We start from the raw sequence: 13,327 nt of genomic DNA, 5'->3' as shown, positions 1-13,327 counted from the left end.
GATCGGGCTTCCGGTGGCGAGAGCTTTTTCACCTATCCCGGAAAATCGGAGCTGCTTGATTGCTTCAAGGTGCCGATTGAATACTCAGAATGGCGGTGACCGGACGGTGATCGGAGCCGTGAAAATCCAGCTCCACGTGACGCTCGATCACATGAAAACGATTGTTCACCAAGATATGGTCGATCGGCAGTCTGACGCCTTGGCCCTGCCATGTACCGGTGAGGCCAAAGCCCCAGGCGGTGTCCGAGAGATTGCCGCGCTGCAACAAGCGCGCGAACCAAGGGGAGAAAGGCGTGCAGTTAAGGTCGCCCATGAGCAGCACGGGGATATCTGCCGCCGAGGCGACGGCCGCGGCGCGGTCATACTGGGCATTGCGCTCGTCGAAGCGTGCGCCCGAGCGCGGGGTGCGGGGGTGCATGCCGAGAACGCGAATCGGTCCGGCCGTGCTGTGGACGATGGTGGAGATCCACGGTTTGTTTGCGGCGATGCCCTCGGGGTCGGGAGGGTCCAAAGGGAATCGGCTGAGCAGCCACATGCCTTCGGCCCCATCGCGGCCGCTGTGGATGCGGTGAGGATAGCGATCCTGGAGAGGGGCCAAGGCGCGCTGCCATTCGAGGGTGCACTCGGTGAGGAGGATGAGGTCGGCATCCTGGAATTGGAGCCAAGCGAGTGCCTCTGCCTTGTGCGGATTCTCCCAGAGAAGATTCCATGCGATCACCCGGAGTGGTGGCGTGGAATCTTCGGCATGACGATGGCTGGACCAGTAGGGCAAGAGCGGCCAGGCGGACCATGCTGCGATGGCGAGTGTGAGCAGTACGATGGCGATGCGACGACGGCGGGTGAAGTGGATGGCGAGAACTACTAACAGCAGCAGCCACCAGAGGCGGAAGTGGGTGAGACGCTCAATGTGGCTGGAATAGATCCCGAGTGGCGCACCCATGGTGGCGAGGGTGGAGAGAGCCAGGAGGACCCAAGGAAGCGCAGCGGCGAGGCGCTTTAGGGATGGGGGAAGGCGGTGAGCCACGGGGAGATCTTTGTGTTGCGCGGGGGCGGGTCAATGGCCGAGGTGGAGTCGCCGGGAACTTGTTTGGTGTCATGAGTGGGACGGGACACAGCGATGCAGGGTGACCTCCCCCGAGCGGTTGAACCGCAAATGGGGGCGCGTTTCCTTTTCATGAAATCCCCGTGAATTCGTTCCGCCTGACGCGACGAGCCGTTGACTGGAGTTGGGTTTATCTAGACGAGATATCATAATGCCCGCTCGTAATTATCCAGGTTCCTTGGTTGTGGTCCTTGCCGTCCTTGCTTGCAGCGGCTGGGTCGTGGCGTGGCGGTCTTCATCCCATCCGGTGGGAGCTGAGGCAAAGCGGGTCGGCAAGGAGGAGAAAAACAACTCTCGCAGCAACACGCGAAGTGGCGGGCGCGAAGCTTCCGGGGCGGCGCATGTAGCGGATCCGGCCACGGCCCGCTTGCTGGCAACCTACAGTGAACTGGTTTCCAGAAGCTCCGACGGCCAGCCCAACAAGAAGCTCGTGGAGGCCTGCCGGACGGCACTGAAGGATAACGACAATGCACGGCGCGCCCGGAACTTCGGCCTGCTGCTGGAACTCGCGCGGCCGGAAGACGCACCCGCGATCCACAAGATGTTCGCGGAGCTCGACGGGGAGGGCCGTGCCTTCGACGAATACAAGAACTTCGCGATGCGTTGGGGGATGGTGGATCCCATCGGGGCCATGGACTTCCTCAAGACACAGCACAAGAACGGCGTCATCCCGCGTGCTGATGTCCGCTCGCTGGCCTTCGGCTGGGGGAAGGTGGATCCTGACGCAGCCCTCAAGTGGATGGATGAAAATTCCGCGGAGGCGGACCGCTGCAGTGGGCGCATCGGGATTGTGGACGGATGGCTCAAGACGGACCCGGCTGGCGCCTCGCAATGGATCGCGGCGAATGCGGCCAAGCTTGGTCCCGATGGCTATGCCGAGTGCGTGGGTTATGCCTTCTCCGCGCACATCTTCTCCGGGAGCACGGAACTGGCGGGCGGGGCGGCTTGGTTAGCCGCATTGCCGGATGACGAAAATTCGAACGCTGCGGCAGCCTACTCGTGGCAGAGGATGCAGTGGGCCTTGAAGCAATTGCCCTACGACAGGGCGGCGGAGGTGTGGGCGAAGGTGGGTAGCGAGCCGTGGATGGACTTTGACCAATTTGTGAACTTCAGCAAATCCGCCGCGAGCGCCACCTTGGCGGATCGCGGTTTGGATGGCTACCTGGAAGCCTTGGGCAAGAGCTGGCCGGAGGATAAGGTTTCGTCCCAGTTCGAGCGCTGGTCCATGGAAAGTCCCGAGGAGACCATTGCCTGGCTGGAGAAGGCTCCCTCCACCCCGGTCACGAAGGCGGCGATCCGCGGACTGGTAAAGACCTTGGAACAGACCGATCCGGAGGCAGCCGCGAATTGGACGGCCAAGCTAGACCAGTGAGTGAAAAGTAGCCCCAGCATTGGAATGGCAGGGGCGCGAGCCGCGTGGCAGCCTAACACGCGAGACGATGATCGAATGCAGGCCACGCGGGATTTGCTCTTGGGGATATTATCTCCAAGGTGATGGACACTCGGGTGAGATCGTGATCGGCGGCTGGGGTGAACAGGGCCGCCTGGCGGCCGATGGGGTCCCGTGCGAGGTCCGCAAGGGTGGCTGGCTGAGTGGTGAGTGGAACTTGCTGGAAGACGGCCGTCAGGTGGCGGTCGCACAAAAGACGAGTGCTTTCCGACGGCGCTTCGAGTTGAGCGGGCCTACGGGACCGGCGGTGCTGGAAGCGGGCTCGGCCTTCAGTCGCGCGATGGATCTGCATGGCGCGGGCGTGAATTGCCGGATCCTGCCGGTGCACGCCTTTACCCGGCGGGCGACGATCGAGGGAAGTTTCGAGGACTTCCGGGTGGTGGTCTTTGGCTTCTGGCTGACGGTGCTGCTATGGCGCCGGGCAGCGAATAACAATTCGGGAGGAGCCAGCTGAGCGAATCAGGCATCGGGCATGGTCATGAAGCCCGCATCATCGAGGGGCATCATTGGATTCCACGCCACCTCCCAGTGGTGGCCATCCGGATCCGTGAAATAGCCGCTGTGGCCTCCCCAGAAGGCGTCCTGCGCGGGCTTCACGATCTGGCCGCCGGCACGCTCGGCCTCTGTCAGCACGGCTGCAACCTCTTCCTTGGTCCGCACGTTGTGGGCGATGGTGATGCCGCCGAAGCCGCCCTTGGCGGGGCGGGTGTCGGGGGAGATGTCCTCGCACAGCGGCTCCAGCCCGTAGAGAGCGAGGCGGGTCCCGGCGGTGGAGAAGAAGGCGACCCCATCGCCAGGCTTGTAGGAGGTCGGCCAGCCGAGGCCGTTGCGGTAAAAGGCCACGGCTCGGTCGAGGTCGCGGACGCCGAGGGTGAGCAGGGTAATGCGTGGCTCCATGGGGTGTGGAAAGTGGAGCCGGGGGCGGGGGCCGTCGATCCTGTTTCGTGGCACTGGACGGGCCGGGGGCGGGATGTCATGAAACGGCCATGTCCGACGCGCTGCTGATCCGCCAAGTCCGAGTGGTTTCCGAAGATTCGCCCCAATTCCGCGAGGCGGATGTGCGGGTGGAGAAGGGGATCATCACGGCGGTGGCGCCGGGGCTGCCGGTGCCGGAAGGCGCGAAGGTGATCGAGGGCAAGGGCCGGCTGCTGATGCCGGCGATGTTTGACGCGCACGTGCACTTCCGTGAGCCGGGCTTCGAGGCGAAGGAGGACATCGCCAGCGGCACCGAGGCGGCGATCAATGGCGGGATCACCGGGGTGGTGATGATGCCGAATACCTCTCCGGCGATCGATTCGGCGACGGTGGTGAAGGTGGTCTTGGACAAGGCGAAGGCGGTTTCCCGGATTCCGGTTTACACTTCGGGCTGCATCACCAAAGGCCGGGAAGGAAAGGAACTTGCGGCGATCGACGGCATGCGGGCGCTAGGCGTGAAGATGCTGACCGATGACGGCGATGGCGTGGGCGATGCGGCGGTGCTCTACCGGGCGATGCAATATGCCAGCGAGTTCGGAATGTTCTTCGCGAGCCACTGCGAAATTCACGAGTTGGCCGGACCACGCGCATTGAACGAAGGCGCGATGTCCTACCGTCTCGGGATCAAGGGCAGCCCGGCTTGTGCCGAGGAGATCATGATCGACCGCGATATCCGCCTGGCACATGCGACCGGCGCGCACATCCACATCCAGCATGTGTCGAGCAAGCTGGGGATGGAGACGATCAAGTGGTGGAAGGATCGCGGCGATGTGAAGGTGACCTGCGAGGTCGCGCCGCATCACCTGATGTTCCGCGACGAGGACATCGGCGACTACGACACGCACTACAAGATGAACCCGCCGCTGCGCACGGCGGAGGACAACGCGGCGCTACTGGAAGCATTCAAGGCCGGGGTCTTCGACCTGCTGGCGACGGATCACGCTCCGCACACGCCCTTTGAGAAGGCACAGGATTTCACCAGCGCGCCGAACGGGATCACTGGGATGGATACGGCACTGGTCTCGATGTATGACCGCTTCATCGCTCGCGGTGAGCTTACCTGGGATATTCTGGTGAAGCGCTACTCCGCGGAACCGCGGCGGATGATGGGCCTGGAGCCGGTGCCGGTGGCCGAGGGCAAGCCGGCCGACTTCATCCTCTTCAATCCCGAGGGCAGCACCACTTTCACGACGGAGTTCATGAAGTCGAAGAGCCGGAACACGCCCTTCCTGGACAAGACCCTGAAGGGCAGTGTGGATCTGGTGGTGCTGGGCAGCGAGGTGCTGCTCGAGCGCTGAAGAGCGGAGCGATCAATCCCGCACCACCTGATAGAAGCGCCGCGCCGGGTGATCGGTGAAGGCGTCGGGGAATTCGACAACCTGGTCCTGCCCGTCACCGGTGTAGCTGTTGCTGAACTGCCAGTCCTGGCAGTCGTCGGATTCGTTGAGCAGGTAGAGCACTCCCGCCTCGGTCGGCCAGCGCACGCGGACCCCGTTGGCGATTTTCTCAAGGGTGACCCGGACGGGCGTGCCGGTCTCTACGATCACCGAGACCGGGTCGATGCTGAAGTTGATCACGGCCCCATCCGCAGTGATTTTCCCCAAGCCGGAGCTGATGGAACTCGCGTCGCAGCTGTCATCCGGGAAGGTGTCCGCGACGAGGAGTTTGCTCGGCCGGTGATTGTCGCTCAACTCGACGTAGACACTGCGACTCGCCGGGGTGCCCGCGTAGGGGAATGAGGGAAAGGTGGCACCGTTGGTGGTGCTGCCGGCAATCCAGAAGAGATCCGTGGCGTTCGGCCGGGCATCCGTCCGGAAAACGTCGGTCGGAGAGGTCGGCAAGTCGACGGTCCATTTGCTGTCGCCGATGGCGACTTCCATCTTAAGCTGAACCGGGCCGTAGTAGGCGGTCAGGACTTGGATGAAGTTATTGTTGATTACGTTTTTGGTGGCACCCGAATCGTAGGAGAACTTCACGCTTACCGGTGTGCCGACTTCAGCGGCCAAGCCCGCGCCGGTGACGCTGGTCACACTGCCGGTGGCGGTCCAGCGGGTTTCAATGGCGGCGGCGGGGAGAGCGAGGATCAGCAGAATAAGGGGGGACTTCATGGATGGAGGAGTGAGCGCGTAACCGCGCGGGAGATACCTACCTTATCCGCGTCCTGACAGATCGAAGTTTCGATATTTCCGTGAAGATCGCGTGAATGGTTTAAAACAGAAATGCCGCCCCGAAGGGCGGCATCCGTGATAACTGGTTGAATCGAAGTCCGGCTTCAGCCTTGGTCGATTGTCTTCTCCGTGGAGGAGTCGACGATCATGAAGCGCTCGCGGTGGAGCGATGGGTCCGAGCGGAAGATCAGGCGGCCGGAGTGCTGGCGCTCAAGCTCGACAAGGTGCTTGCCGTCCTCGGTCTTGAAGCGGGTGAGCACGTCGGGATTGACGATGATGACGAGGTCGCCCGCTTGGTCGCGGTGCTTGTTGATGACGGTGACGATGCGGCGCTGGATCTCGACGCTCATGGTCATCGGCGTTTTCACGCGGCCGCGGCCCTGGCAGTAGGGGCAGGGCTCGAACATGGTGTCCCGCAGCGATTCGTTGAGCCGCTGGCGGGTCATCTCCATCAGGCCGATCGACGAGATCTGTAGTACTTGGGTCTTGGCCTTGTCCTTCTTCAGGCGGTCCTTCATCGCCTTGTAGACCGTCTGCTGGTCCTTGCGGTGGCGCATGTCGATGAAGTCGACCACCACCAGGCCGCCGATGTTGCGGAGGCGGAGTTGGCGGGCGACCTCCACGGCGGCCTCGACGTTGGTCTCGAAGATCATCTTGTCGACGTCCTTCGAGCCGCGATTGCGGCCGGTGTTGACGTCCACCGAGATGAGGGCCTCGGTTTCATCGATCACGATGTAACCGCCGCAGGGCAGCCACACCTGGCGGGAGAAAGCTTCGTCGATCTGCTTCTGGATGCTGACCGCTTCGAAGATCGGCTGCGAGGTGGCCAAGTGATGGATGCGGCGCTTGGCACGGCGGGAGACCTTGCCGGCGATTTCCCGGATCAGTTCGGTCGTGTGAGCGTCGTCGCAGAGGACTTGGTCCACTTCATCGGTGAGGAAGTCGCGGGCAGTACGCTCGATCAGGCCGGGCTCTTGGAAAACGCAGAGCGGCGCTGGACCGGAGTCGCGCTTGTCTTCCACGCTGTTCCACTGCTCCATGAGCATGGCGAGGTCGCGCACGAAGTGACGGGCGCGGGTGCCGTGGGCGACAGTCCGCATGATGATGCCCATGCCTTCCGGCACGCTGAGCTTCTGCATGATCTTGCGCAGGCGCAGGCGCTCCTTCGGGTCCTCGATCTTGCGAGAGATACCGAACTGCTCGGTGAAGGGCATCAGCACGAGGTAGCGGCCGGCCAATGAGATATTGGTGGTGACACGCGGGCCCTTGGTGCCAATCGGGCCCTTGGAGACCTGGATCATGATCTCCGAACCGATCGGGTAGATGCTCGGGATGTCCTTCGAAGTGATCTTCTGCTGCTGCTTTTTCTTGTGGCTGCTCGCGCGCTCGATCTCTTCGAGGCCGGCGTCGAGGGCGGCGGGGATGGCATCCCAGAAGTGCAGGAAGGCGTTTTTGTCGAGGCCGATGTCGACGAACATGGCCTTCAGGCCCGGCTCGATGTTCTTCACACGGCCTTTGAAGATGCCGCCGACAATGTTCTGTTCGCCTTCACGCTCGACGGTGTATTCTTCGAGGATCCCGTTATCGAGGAGGGCCACGCGGCGTTCAAGACGCTCTACGTTGACGATGACGGTGTTGCCTTCCTTGGGGTTCGGTCGCCCGATACCAAGGAAGCGTTTGATTTTCTGGATCATGGATTTGTAAGACAGGAGGATTGGAAAAGGGATGGGTGTGCTTCAGCGTTGTTGCTTGTTGCGTGGCGAGGGCGGGTTGTTCTTGCTCTTGCCGGGTTGAGAACGGTTTTTGACCTTTCCTTCCGCATCCGCTTCGACGCGGACGGTAGGATTGAGCTTCACCGCAGGGTGATCATTGTCGGGATTGCCAGGAGTAATCCCGGTGGCAGCCGCAGCATCGGAGGCTTCGTTGCCGGTTTCACCGTCGTCCACGGTGACGTCGATGGCGTCGAGGACGTCCTTCGGCAGCGGGATCTCCTCGATCGCTTCGAGCTTGCCGGGGACTGGAGAGAGAGGATGGAGGGGCAGCTTCATGCCCTCGTCACGCGAAAGAAGCCCCTGCATCACGAGGTGCACGAGAGGGCCTGCAACGGTGCCGCCGTGCTTGCCTTCATGGACGAAGATGCAGATCGCGTAGCGGGGATTTTCAAAGGGGCCGAAGGCGATGGTCCAAGCATTGTGGCGCTGGTAAGGCTTGCCGTTGACCATGACGATCTCGGCTTGGGCGGTACCGGTCTTGGCGCCGATCTCATAGCCAGGGATGGCCACCTTGGTGGCGGTGCCGGTTGTCTGGGTCGCCATCAGCATACCCTTGCGGATCAGGTCGAAGTCGGACTTCTTCACGCCCTCCTTGATCAAGTCGACCTTCAAGCGAGGTTCGTCCTTGATGAGGACCGTCTTGAGGTCGTCTTGGGCAATGGCGGTCTTCACCAGCCGGGGATGGTAGTATTTGCCGCCATTCGCCACACAGGCGGTAACGGCGCAAAGCTGCAAGGGGGTGGCCAGGGCCTGCCCTTGGCCGATGGACAGGAAGCCCATGTTGACCGGGGTGGGGCGCTCGTTCGGATACTTGCGCTGCCATTCGCGGCTACCGATCACCATGCCGGGATATTCGCCGGGGAGGGGGATGCCGGTCTTTTCGCCGAGTCCAAGCATGCGGAAACCATCGGTCATCTTTTTCACCCCGAGGCCGCTCGTCGCCAACTGCATGAAGTAGGCGTTGCAGGAATGCTGGATCGCTTCCGGCAAGCTCTGGTTGCCGTGAGCGCCACCTTTCTGGGCAATCCAGCAGCCCACCTTCATGTTGCCGAAGGTCACGTAGCCACTGCAATTGTAGTTGCGGGTGGACAAGCCATACATCGCCCCGGTCAAGGCGGTGGGAATCTTGAAAGTCGAGCCTGGCGAAAATGCGCTGATCGCGCGGTCCACCAAGGGGTGCAACTTGTTCTCTTCGTATTCCTTTTGCTTCTCCGGGGTGATACTCGGCACGAAGTCATTCGGGTCGTAGTCCGGCACCGAAGCCATCGCGAGGATCTCCCCGGTGCGAACGTCCATGACCACGCCGGAGGCGGTGCCAGCGCGACGCAGGGCGTTGGAGAGTAGATACTGGATCTCGGCGTCGATGGTCAGGGTGACCTCCGCGCCAAGCCCTGGCGGGCGGCGATCGTAGAGCTTCTCCCCGACGATCTTGCCCTTCTCGTCCTTGACGATGACCTTGTAGCCTTCAGCCCCTTCCGGGTTCTCCGCAGTGACGCCGCGAAGCATGTCATCGAGGGTCGCCTCAATCCCCGCAACGCCTTTGTCGTCGCCGACATATTGGTATTGGAAGCGCTCGTAGGCCTCCTCCGGGATGTCGCCTTTGCCCCACTGGCGCAGGAAGCCCAAGGTATGGCAGGCCAAGGCCTTGTAGGGATATTCCCGCTGCGGTTTGACGTTCAGATAGACACCGGGAAGATCCAGTGAGTGCTCGGCATAGCTGGCGAACTCCTCATAGGTGAGGTCCGTGGTGTAGCTGAAGGGAACCAGGCCACCGTGGGTCTTGTAGTGGTAGACCAGCGACTTGAAGTTGAAGTCCTTGGCCAGTCCGAACTCCTCAAGAGGCTTGATGACCTGCTTCCGGACGATCGCGAGGATGTCGGATTCCTTGCGGATCCGCATCATGCCTTGGTCCCAATAGGGGGTCTCCGTGGTGGGGAACTCCTCGATGGGATCCTTCGAGTTGGCGGCCTTCGCGGCTGCCTTTTCGGCGCGTTGCTGCTGCCGGTAGGAATCGAGGATCTCCTGCAGATTGAAGGAGATCTCATAGTTGCGGCGGTTGCGGGCGAGTTCCACCCCGTTGCGGTCCTTGATGATGCCGCGGATACCGGGCTCGCGGATGCGGATCAGGCGGGGGCCGGGGGCCTTCTCCTTGAAGTACTCGCGCTTGGTGATCTGGAACTCATAGAGGCGGCTCAGCAAAACGCCGAAACCGGCAAGCACGAGGGCGGTGAGCAGGTAAACCCGGAGACGATAACGTGGTTCCAAGTTCATATGAGAGTGCGACGGGGCTTCTTCTTGTGTTTAAGGCCCTCGAAGCGGATCTCGTAACCGCAGCGTTCCGCGATGTGGAACTGCACCCAGAACACCAACGGCGAGAAGAGCATGGTGAACGCCGAGGTGAAGACGATCTGGTAGAGGGTCGGCAGCGGGAAACGGAAGTCCCCGCGGACGAAATTGATGAGTAGATACTCGGAAATCAGATAAACGAAGATGGAGACCCCCACCAGAAAGGTGGAAACCTGCCACTTGCCCTCGCGAAACAGCGGCTGAATGCCCTGCATGAGGTAGCCGATCAGGCCATAGAGGACGATCGAATAGCCGAAGCGCAAGGTTTCCGCGGGGAACTTGTAGACGCCCATCAAATCCCCGCCGGGCGGGCCGAGGGCATTCTGGGCATCCCACAGGAAACCGCAGACGAAGGCCAGCATGAGCATGACCGGAGGGCCGACTGTGACCGAAGCGCACAGGAAGACCAAGGTCAGCAGCAGCAGGCGGGAATTGTAGAGCCCGGTCAGCGCAGGAATGAACTGCTGCACCACGAGGGCAAGCAGGATCATGATCAAAAGGCTGAGCGTATAGCGGATCACTACTGATTCACGGTAGGAAGGAGAAACACCGTGCTCAGATCCGTGAAGTCGACCGAGGGTCGGACCAAAGCTTCGGTATCAATCGGGCCGGGTTGGACCGACTCGATGGTGCCCACGAGGATATTCGGCGGGAAGAGCCCGCCGAGGCCGGTGGTAAAGATACGCGTGCCCACGCTGATGCGGGCCTTCGCGGAAAGGAAACGGAGACGGAGCAGGGGCTCTCGCTCGTATTGCCCACGCTGGCCGCTGAGGATGCCCACTTCGGGCGTCCCTTCGACCTGCACGGAAACCTGACAAGCTTCGTCGGTGAGCAGGACCACCGATGAAGAAAATTTGTCCACCCGATCCACCTTGCCGACCAAGCCACGGTCAGCGACGACCGGCTGGTGATCCTTGATCGGCTCGCCGGGGGAAAGTGAACCGCGGTCGATATCCACGGTCTGCCACCAGGTGGTAGGTTGACGGCGGATGATCTGGACCGGTGTGGCCTTGAAGTTGAGGCGCTTCTGGAAATTGAGGGCGCGCCGCATGCCGACGTTTTCGGCCTCCACTTCCGCAGCATGGGCCTCGACTTGCTTGAGACGCTCAAACTCGGTGCGCAGGACATCAAGCTCCGCCTGCAGCTTCTCCGAGCGATCTACTTCCTCCAAGAAGGACCGGGCCTTCGTCTCCATCTTGGACCCGTTGGTCAAGAAGGGGGAGAGCCAAGAGTAGTAGGTGCGCTGGATCTCACGCACGGAGCGTTCGCTCCGGGTGAGTGCCCAGACGGCACCCCAGAGAAACAACAGGAAGGCTACGAGATTGAGCGGCCTCATGGCGAGGGCTCCGGGTCAGTAGTGGGATGAGGTGGTCACCCGCTTCAGCACCTCGATCTCCTGAAGCATCTTGCCGGTTCCTTCTGCCACTGCGCTGAGGGGATCCTCGGCGACGTGGACAGGCAGGCCGGTTTCCTCCCGGAGCAGACGGTCCAAGCCGCGGAGCAGGGCTCCGCCACCGGCCAGCACGATACCCCGGTCCACGAGGTCCGCTGCAAGTTCCGGCGGGCAGCGCTCAAGTGTGGTGCGGACCGCGTCCACAATCGTGGAAAGCGGGTCGGACATGGCCTCGCGGATCTCCTGCGAAGTGATGGTGATGGTTTTGGGCAGGCCGGCGACGAGGTCGCGGCCTTTGACGTCCATGGTGATTTCCTTCGACAGCGGTGCGGCCGAGCCAAGGCGGATCTTGATGTCCTCCGCGGTGCGCTCACCAATCATCAGATTGTAGGCCCGCTTCATGTAGGACACGATCGCCTCATCCAGTTCATCGCCCGCGGTGCGGACGGAGCGGGCGAAGACGATGCCACCAAGAGAGATCAGTGCCACCTCCGTGGTGCCGCCACCGATATCGACGATCATGTTGCCGGAGGCGTCCATGACCGGCAGGCCGACGCCAATCGCGGCAGCCATCGGCTCCTCCACGATGTGGACTTCGCGGGCACCCGCCTGCTCAGCGGATTCGCTCACGGCGCGGCGCTCCACCTCGGTGATGCCGGAAGGGACCGCGATGACCACCCGCGGATTGTTGCGGCGGCGGTTGTTATTGGCCTTGCGGATGAAGTGCCGGAGCATCGCTTCGGTCACCTCGAAGTCAGCGATCACCCCATCTTTGAGGGGGCGAATGGCGACGATATTACCGGGGGTCCGTCCGAGCATGCGCTTCGCATCGTCTCCGACCGCCAAGACTTCATTGGTACCAGCCTTCACCGCGACCACGGAGGGTTCGCGAAGGACGATGCCTTGGTCTTTGACGTTTACGAGCGTGTTGGCGGTGCCGAGGTCGATGCCGATGTCGTTGGAAAACCAGCTGCCGAATAATCGAGCAAACATTCTGATGGTGAAAGATTTGGAAAAGGCGACTCGACGGGTTTAACTACCCCGGCGCGGCCCGTCCACCGTTCGCCAGGGAGCTGAAATACTTAAGCAAACCGAATATTCCGGTAGCCGTCGAACTATGGCGATTCAGGCCCTGTCGGGTCAAGGGCAATCCCCGTTTCGTGAAGAGAACCAGCGAGTCCCGAGCGGGGTGGAAATCAGGCTCCCGCCAAGAGCGGGCCGTTCGCGGCGTGGCGGGTCAGGAACTCATCCGCGAGGCCGGAATAGGCCCGCGCGCCGATGCCATCGGGGTCGTGTTCAAAGATGGTCTTGGCGTGGCTGGGGGCTTCGCCAAGGCGGATAGTCCGCGGAATTACGGTTTGGTAAAGCTGGTTTGGGAAGTAGTTGCCGACCTCATCGACCACCTGCTTGGCGAGGTTGGTGCGGCCGTCGAACATGGTCATGACGATACCCTCAAGAGTAAGGTCAGGGTTCGCACCGGAGTCGCGGATCTGGTCGATCACATGGACGATCTTGGCAAGGCCTTCGAGGCCGAACCACTCGCACTGGAGCGGGATGAGAATCTCATCCGCGGCGGCGAGGGCGGATGTCATCAGCACGCCGAGGGAGGGGGGGGTGTCGAGGACGCAGAAATCGAAGAGATCGTTCGGCTTCAACCCCTGGAGGTGAGTGCGAAGGCGAACGAGGTGATCATCACTGCGGGCCAGCTCGATTTCCACGCCAGCGAGGTCCATGTGGGAGGGGATGACCGAGAGATTCTCGCGGCCGGAAGGGATCACCTTGTCGCGGACATTGGCGTGGCCGAGGAGGGCCGGGTAGACGGTCGCCTCGCCATCGACATCCAAGCCGAGGCCGCTGGTGGTATTCGCCTGCGGGTCCAGATCGATGAGCAGCACGCGGTGGCCCTTGAGGGCGAGGGCGGCGGCGAGGTTGAGCGCGGTGGTGGTTTTCCCCACGCCACCCTTCTGGTTTGCAACGGCGACGACTTTCATCAGCAAATGGACGGACAGCAGCGGCGCGGAGTCTTCCGGTCAGGGCGCGGGCTTGCAAACAAAACCGGAGAGAATGCGGTGCTTCGGGTGGGGATGAGTGAAAGATGAACCGCGAAAAGCGCGCAACCCC

At 62.0% G+C, this 13,327-nt stretch carries 12 protein-coding genes; 3 read left to right on the top strand and 9 right to left on the bottom strand.

Going from position 1 to position 13,327, the window contains the following annotated elements; genetic code table 11:
* Positions 1 to 64 precede the first annotated feature (64 nt).
* Positions 65 to 1,024 (bottom strand): endonuclease/exonuclease/phosphatase family protein, encoded by a 960-nt coding sequence (locus BV071_RS01960; protein ID WP_265593956.1) that lies wholly within the window; start codon positions 1,022 to 1,024, stop codon positions 65 to 67.
* Between the two features lie 262 nt (positions 1,025 to 1,286).
* On the opposite strand from BV071_RS01960, the gene BV071_RS01955 reads away from it, so the two are divergent.
* Both BV071_RS01955 and BV071_RS01950 read left to right on the top strand, forming a co-directional pair.
* Complete coding sequence (locus BV071_RS01955) at positions 1,287 to 2,474, top strand: hypothetical protein (RefSeq protein ID WP_265593955.1); 1,188 nt, start codon at positions 1,287 to 1,289, stop codon at positions 2,472 to 2,474.
* Positions 2,475 to 2,541: 67 nt separating this feature from the next.
* Positions 2,542 to 3,006: a hypothetical protein gene (locus tag BV071_RS01950; RefSeq protein ID WP_265593954.1), complete on the top strand. Its 465-nt coding sequence runs from the start codon at positions 2,542 to 2,544 to the stop codon at positions 3,004 to 3,006.
* A gap of 5 nt (positions 3,007 to 3,011) precedes the next feature.
* Here the strand turns inward: BV071_RS01950 and BV071_RS01945 are convergent, their stop codons facing one another.
* The gene (locus tag BV071_RS01945; protein ID WP_035601327.1) at positions 3,012 to 3,449 is read right to left on the bottom strand and encodes a VOC family protein; all 438 of its coding nucleotides are present in this window, start codon (positions 3,447 to 3,449) and stop codon (positions 3,012 to 3,014) included.
* Between the two features lie 89 nt (positions 3,450 to 3,538).
* Here BV071_RS01945 and BV071_RS01940 point away from each other — a divergent pair, with 89 nt between their 5' ends.
* Positions 3,539 to 4,825: a dihydroorotase gene (locus BV071_RS01940; RefSeq protein WP_052572759.1), complete on the top strand. Its 1,287-nt coding sequence runs from the start codon at positions 3,539 to 3,541 to the stop codon at positions 4,823 to 4,825.
* 12 nt (positions 4,826 to 4,837) lie between these two features.
* Here BV071_RS01940 and BV071_RS01935 read toward each other — a convergent pair whose 3' ends face one another.
* From BV071_RS01935 to BV071_RS01905, 7 genes are all read right to left on the bottom strand, one after another.
* Complete coding sequence (locus BV071_RS01935; RefSeq protein WP_035601324.1) at positions 4,838 to 5,635, bottom strand: hypothetical protein; 798 nt, start codon at positions 5,633 to 5,635, stop codon at positions 4,838 to 4,840.
* A 164-nt stretch (positions 5,636 to 5,799) separates the two neighbouring features.
* Entirely contained in the window at positions 5,800 to 7,389 is a 1,590-nt protein-coding gene (locus BV071_RS01930) for an Rne/Rng family ribonuclease (protein ID WP_035601322.1), read from the bottom strand.
* Between the two features lie 42 nt (positions 7,390 to 7,431).
* Entirely contained in the window at positions 7,432 to 9,738 is a 2,307-nt protein-coding gene (locus BV071_RS01925) for a penicillin-binding transpeptidase domain-containing protein (protein WP_035601320.1), read from the bottom strand.
* Entirely contained in the window at positions 9,735 to 10,304 is a 570-nt protein-coding gene (locus BV071_RS01920) for a hypothetical protein (protein ID WP_265593953.1), read from the bottom strand. The genes BV071_RS01925 and BV071_RS01920 overlap by 4 nt, the downstream gene beginning before the upstream one ends.
* Before the next feature lie 29 nt (positions 10,305 to 10,333).
* Complete coding sequence (gene mreC, locus BV071_RS01915) at positions 10,334 to 11,149, bottom strand: rod shape-determining protein MreC (protein WP_035601315.1); 816 nt, start codon at positions 11,147 to 11,149, stop codon at positions 10,334 to 10,336.
* Positions 11,150 to 11,164: 15 nt separating this feature from the next.
* On the bottom strand, positions 11,165 to 12,199 hold the full coding sequence (locus BV071_RS01910) for a rod shape-determining protein (RefSeq protein WP_035601314.1): 1,035 nt from the start codon (positions 12,197 to 12,199) through the stop codon (positions 11,165 to 11,167).
* 203 nt (positions 12,200 to 12,402) lie between these two features.
* Positions 12,403 to 13,197: a ParA family protein gene (locus tag BV071_RS01905; protein ID WP_035601312.1), complete on the bottom strand. Its 795-nt coding sequence runs from the start codon at positions 13,195 to 13,197 to the stop codon at positions 12,403 to 12,405.
* Positions 13,198 to 13,327 lie beyond the last annotated feature (130 nt).

Origin of the sequence: Haloferula sp. BvORR071, assembly GCF_000739615.1 — a bacterium.
Classification (GTDB): domain Bacteria; phylum Verrucomicrobiota; class Verrucomicrobiia; order Verrucomicrobiales; family Akkermansiaceae; genus Haloferula.
The sequence above is the reverse complement of the archived record's forward strand: the minus strand, read 5'-3'. Positions and strand labels throughout refer to the sequence as shown.

Bases quoted from the DNA above. Each gene is read 5' to 3' on its own strand.
- BV071_RS01950 (WP_265593954.1), top strand. From the start codon at position 2,542: ATGATCGAATGCAGGCCACGCGGGATTTGCTCTTGGGGATATTATCTC.
- BV071_RS01945 (WP_035601327.1), bottom strand. From the start codon at position 3,449: ATGGAGCCACGCATTACCCTGCTCACCCTCGGCGTCCGCGACCTCGAC.
- BV071_RS01940 (WP_052572759.1), top strand. From the start codon at position 3,539: ATGTCCGACGCGCTGCTGATCCGCCAAGTCCGAGTGGTTTCCGAAGAT.
- BV071_RS01935 (WP_035601324.1), bottom strand. From the start codon at position 5,635: ATGAAGTCCCCCCTTATTCTGCTGATCCTCGCTCTCCCCGCCGCCGCC.
- BV071_RS01930 (WP_035601322.1), bottom strand. From the start codon at position 7,389: ATGATCCAGAAAATCAAACGCTTCCTTGGTATCGGGCGACCGAACCCC.
- BV071_RS01925 (WP_035601320.1), bottom strand. From the start codon at position 9,738: ATGAACTTGGAACCACGTTATCGTCTCCGGGTTTACCTGCTCACCGCC.
- BV071_RS01920 (WP_265593953.1), bottom strand. From the start codon at position 10,304: ATGATCCTGCTTGCCCTCGTGGTGCAGCAGTTCATTCCTGCGCTGACC.
- mreC (WP_035601315.1), bottom strand. From the start codon at position 11,149: ATGAGGCCGCTCAATCTCGTAGCCTTCCTGTTGTTTCTCTGGGGTGCC.
- BV071_RS01910 (WP_035601314.1), bottom strand. From the start codon at position 12,199: ATGTTTGCTCGATTATTCGGCAGCTGGTTTTCCAACGACATCGGCATC.
- BV071_RS01905 (WP_035601312.1), bottom strand. From the start codon at position 13,197: ATGAAAGTCGTCGCCGTTGCAAACCAGAAGGGTGGCGTGGGGAAAACC.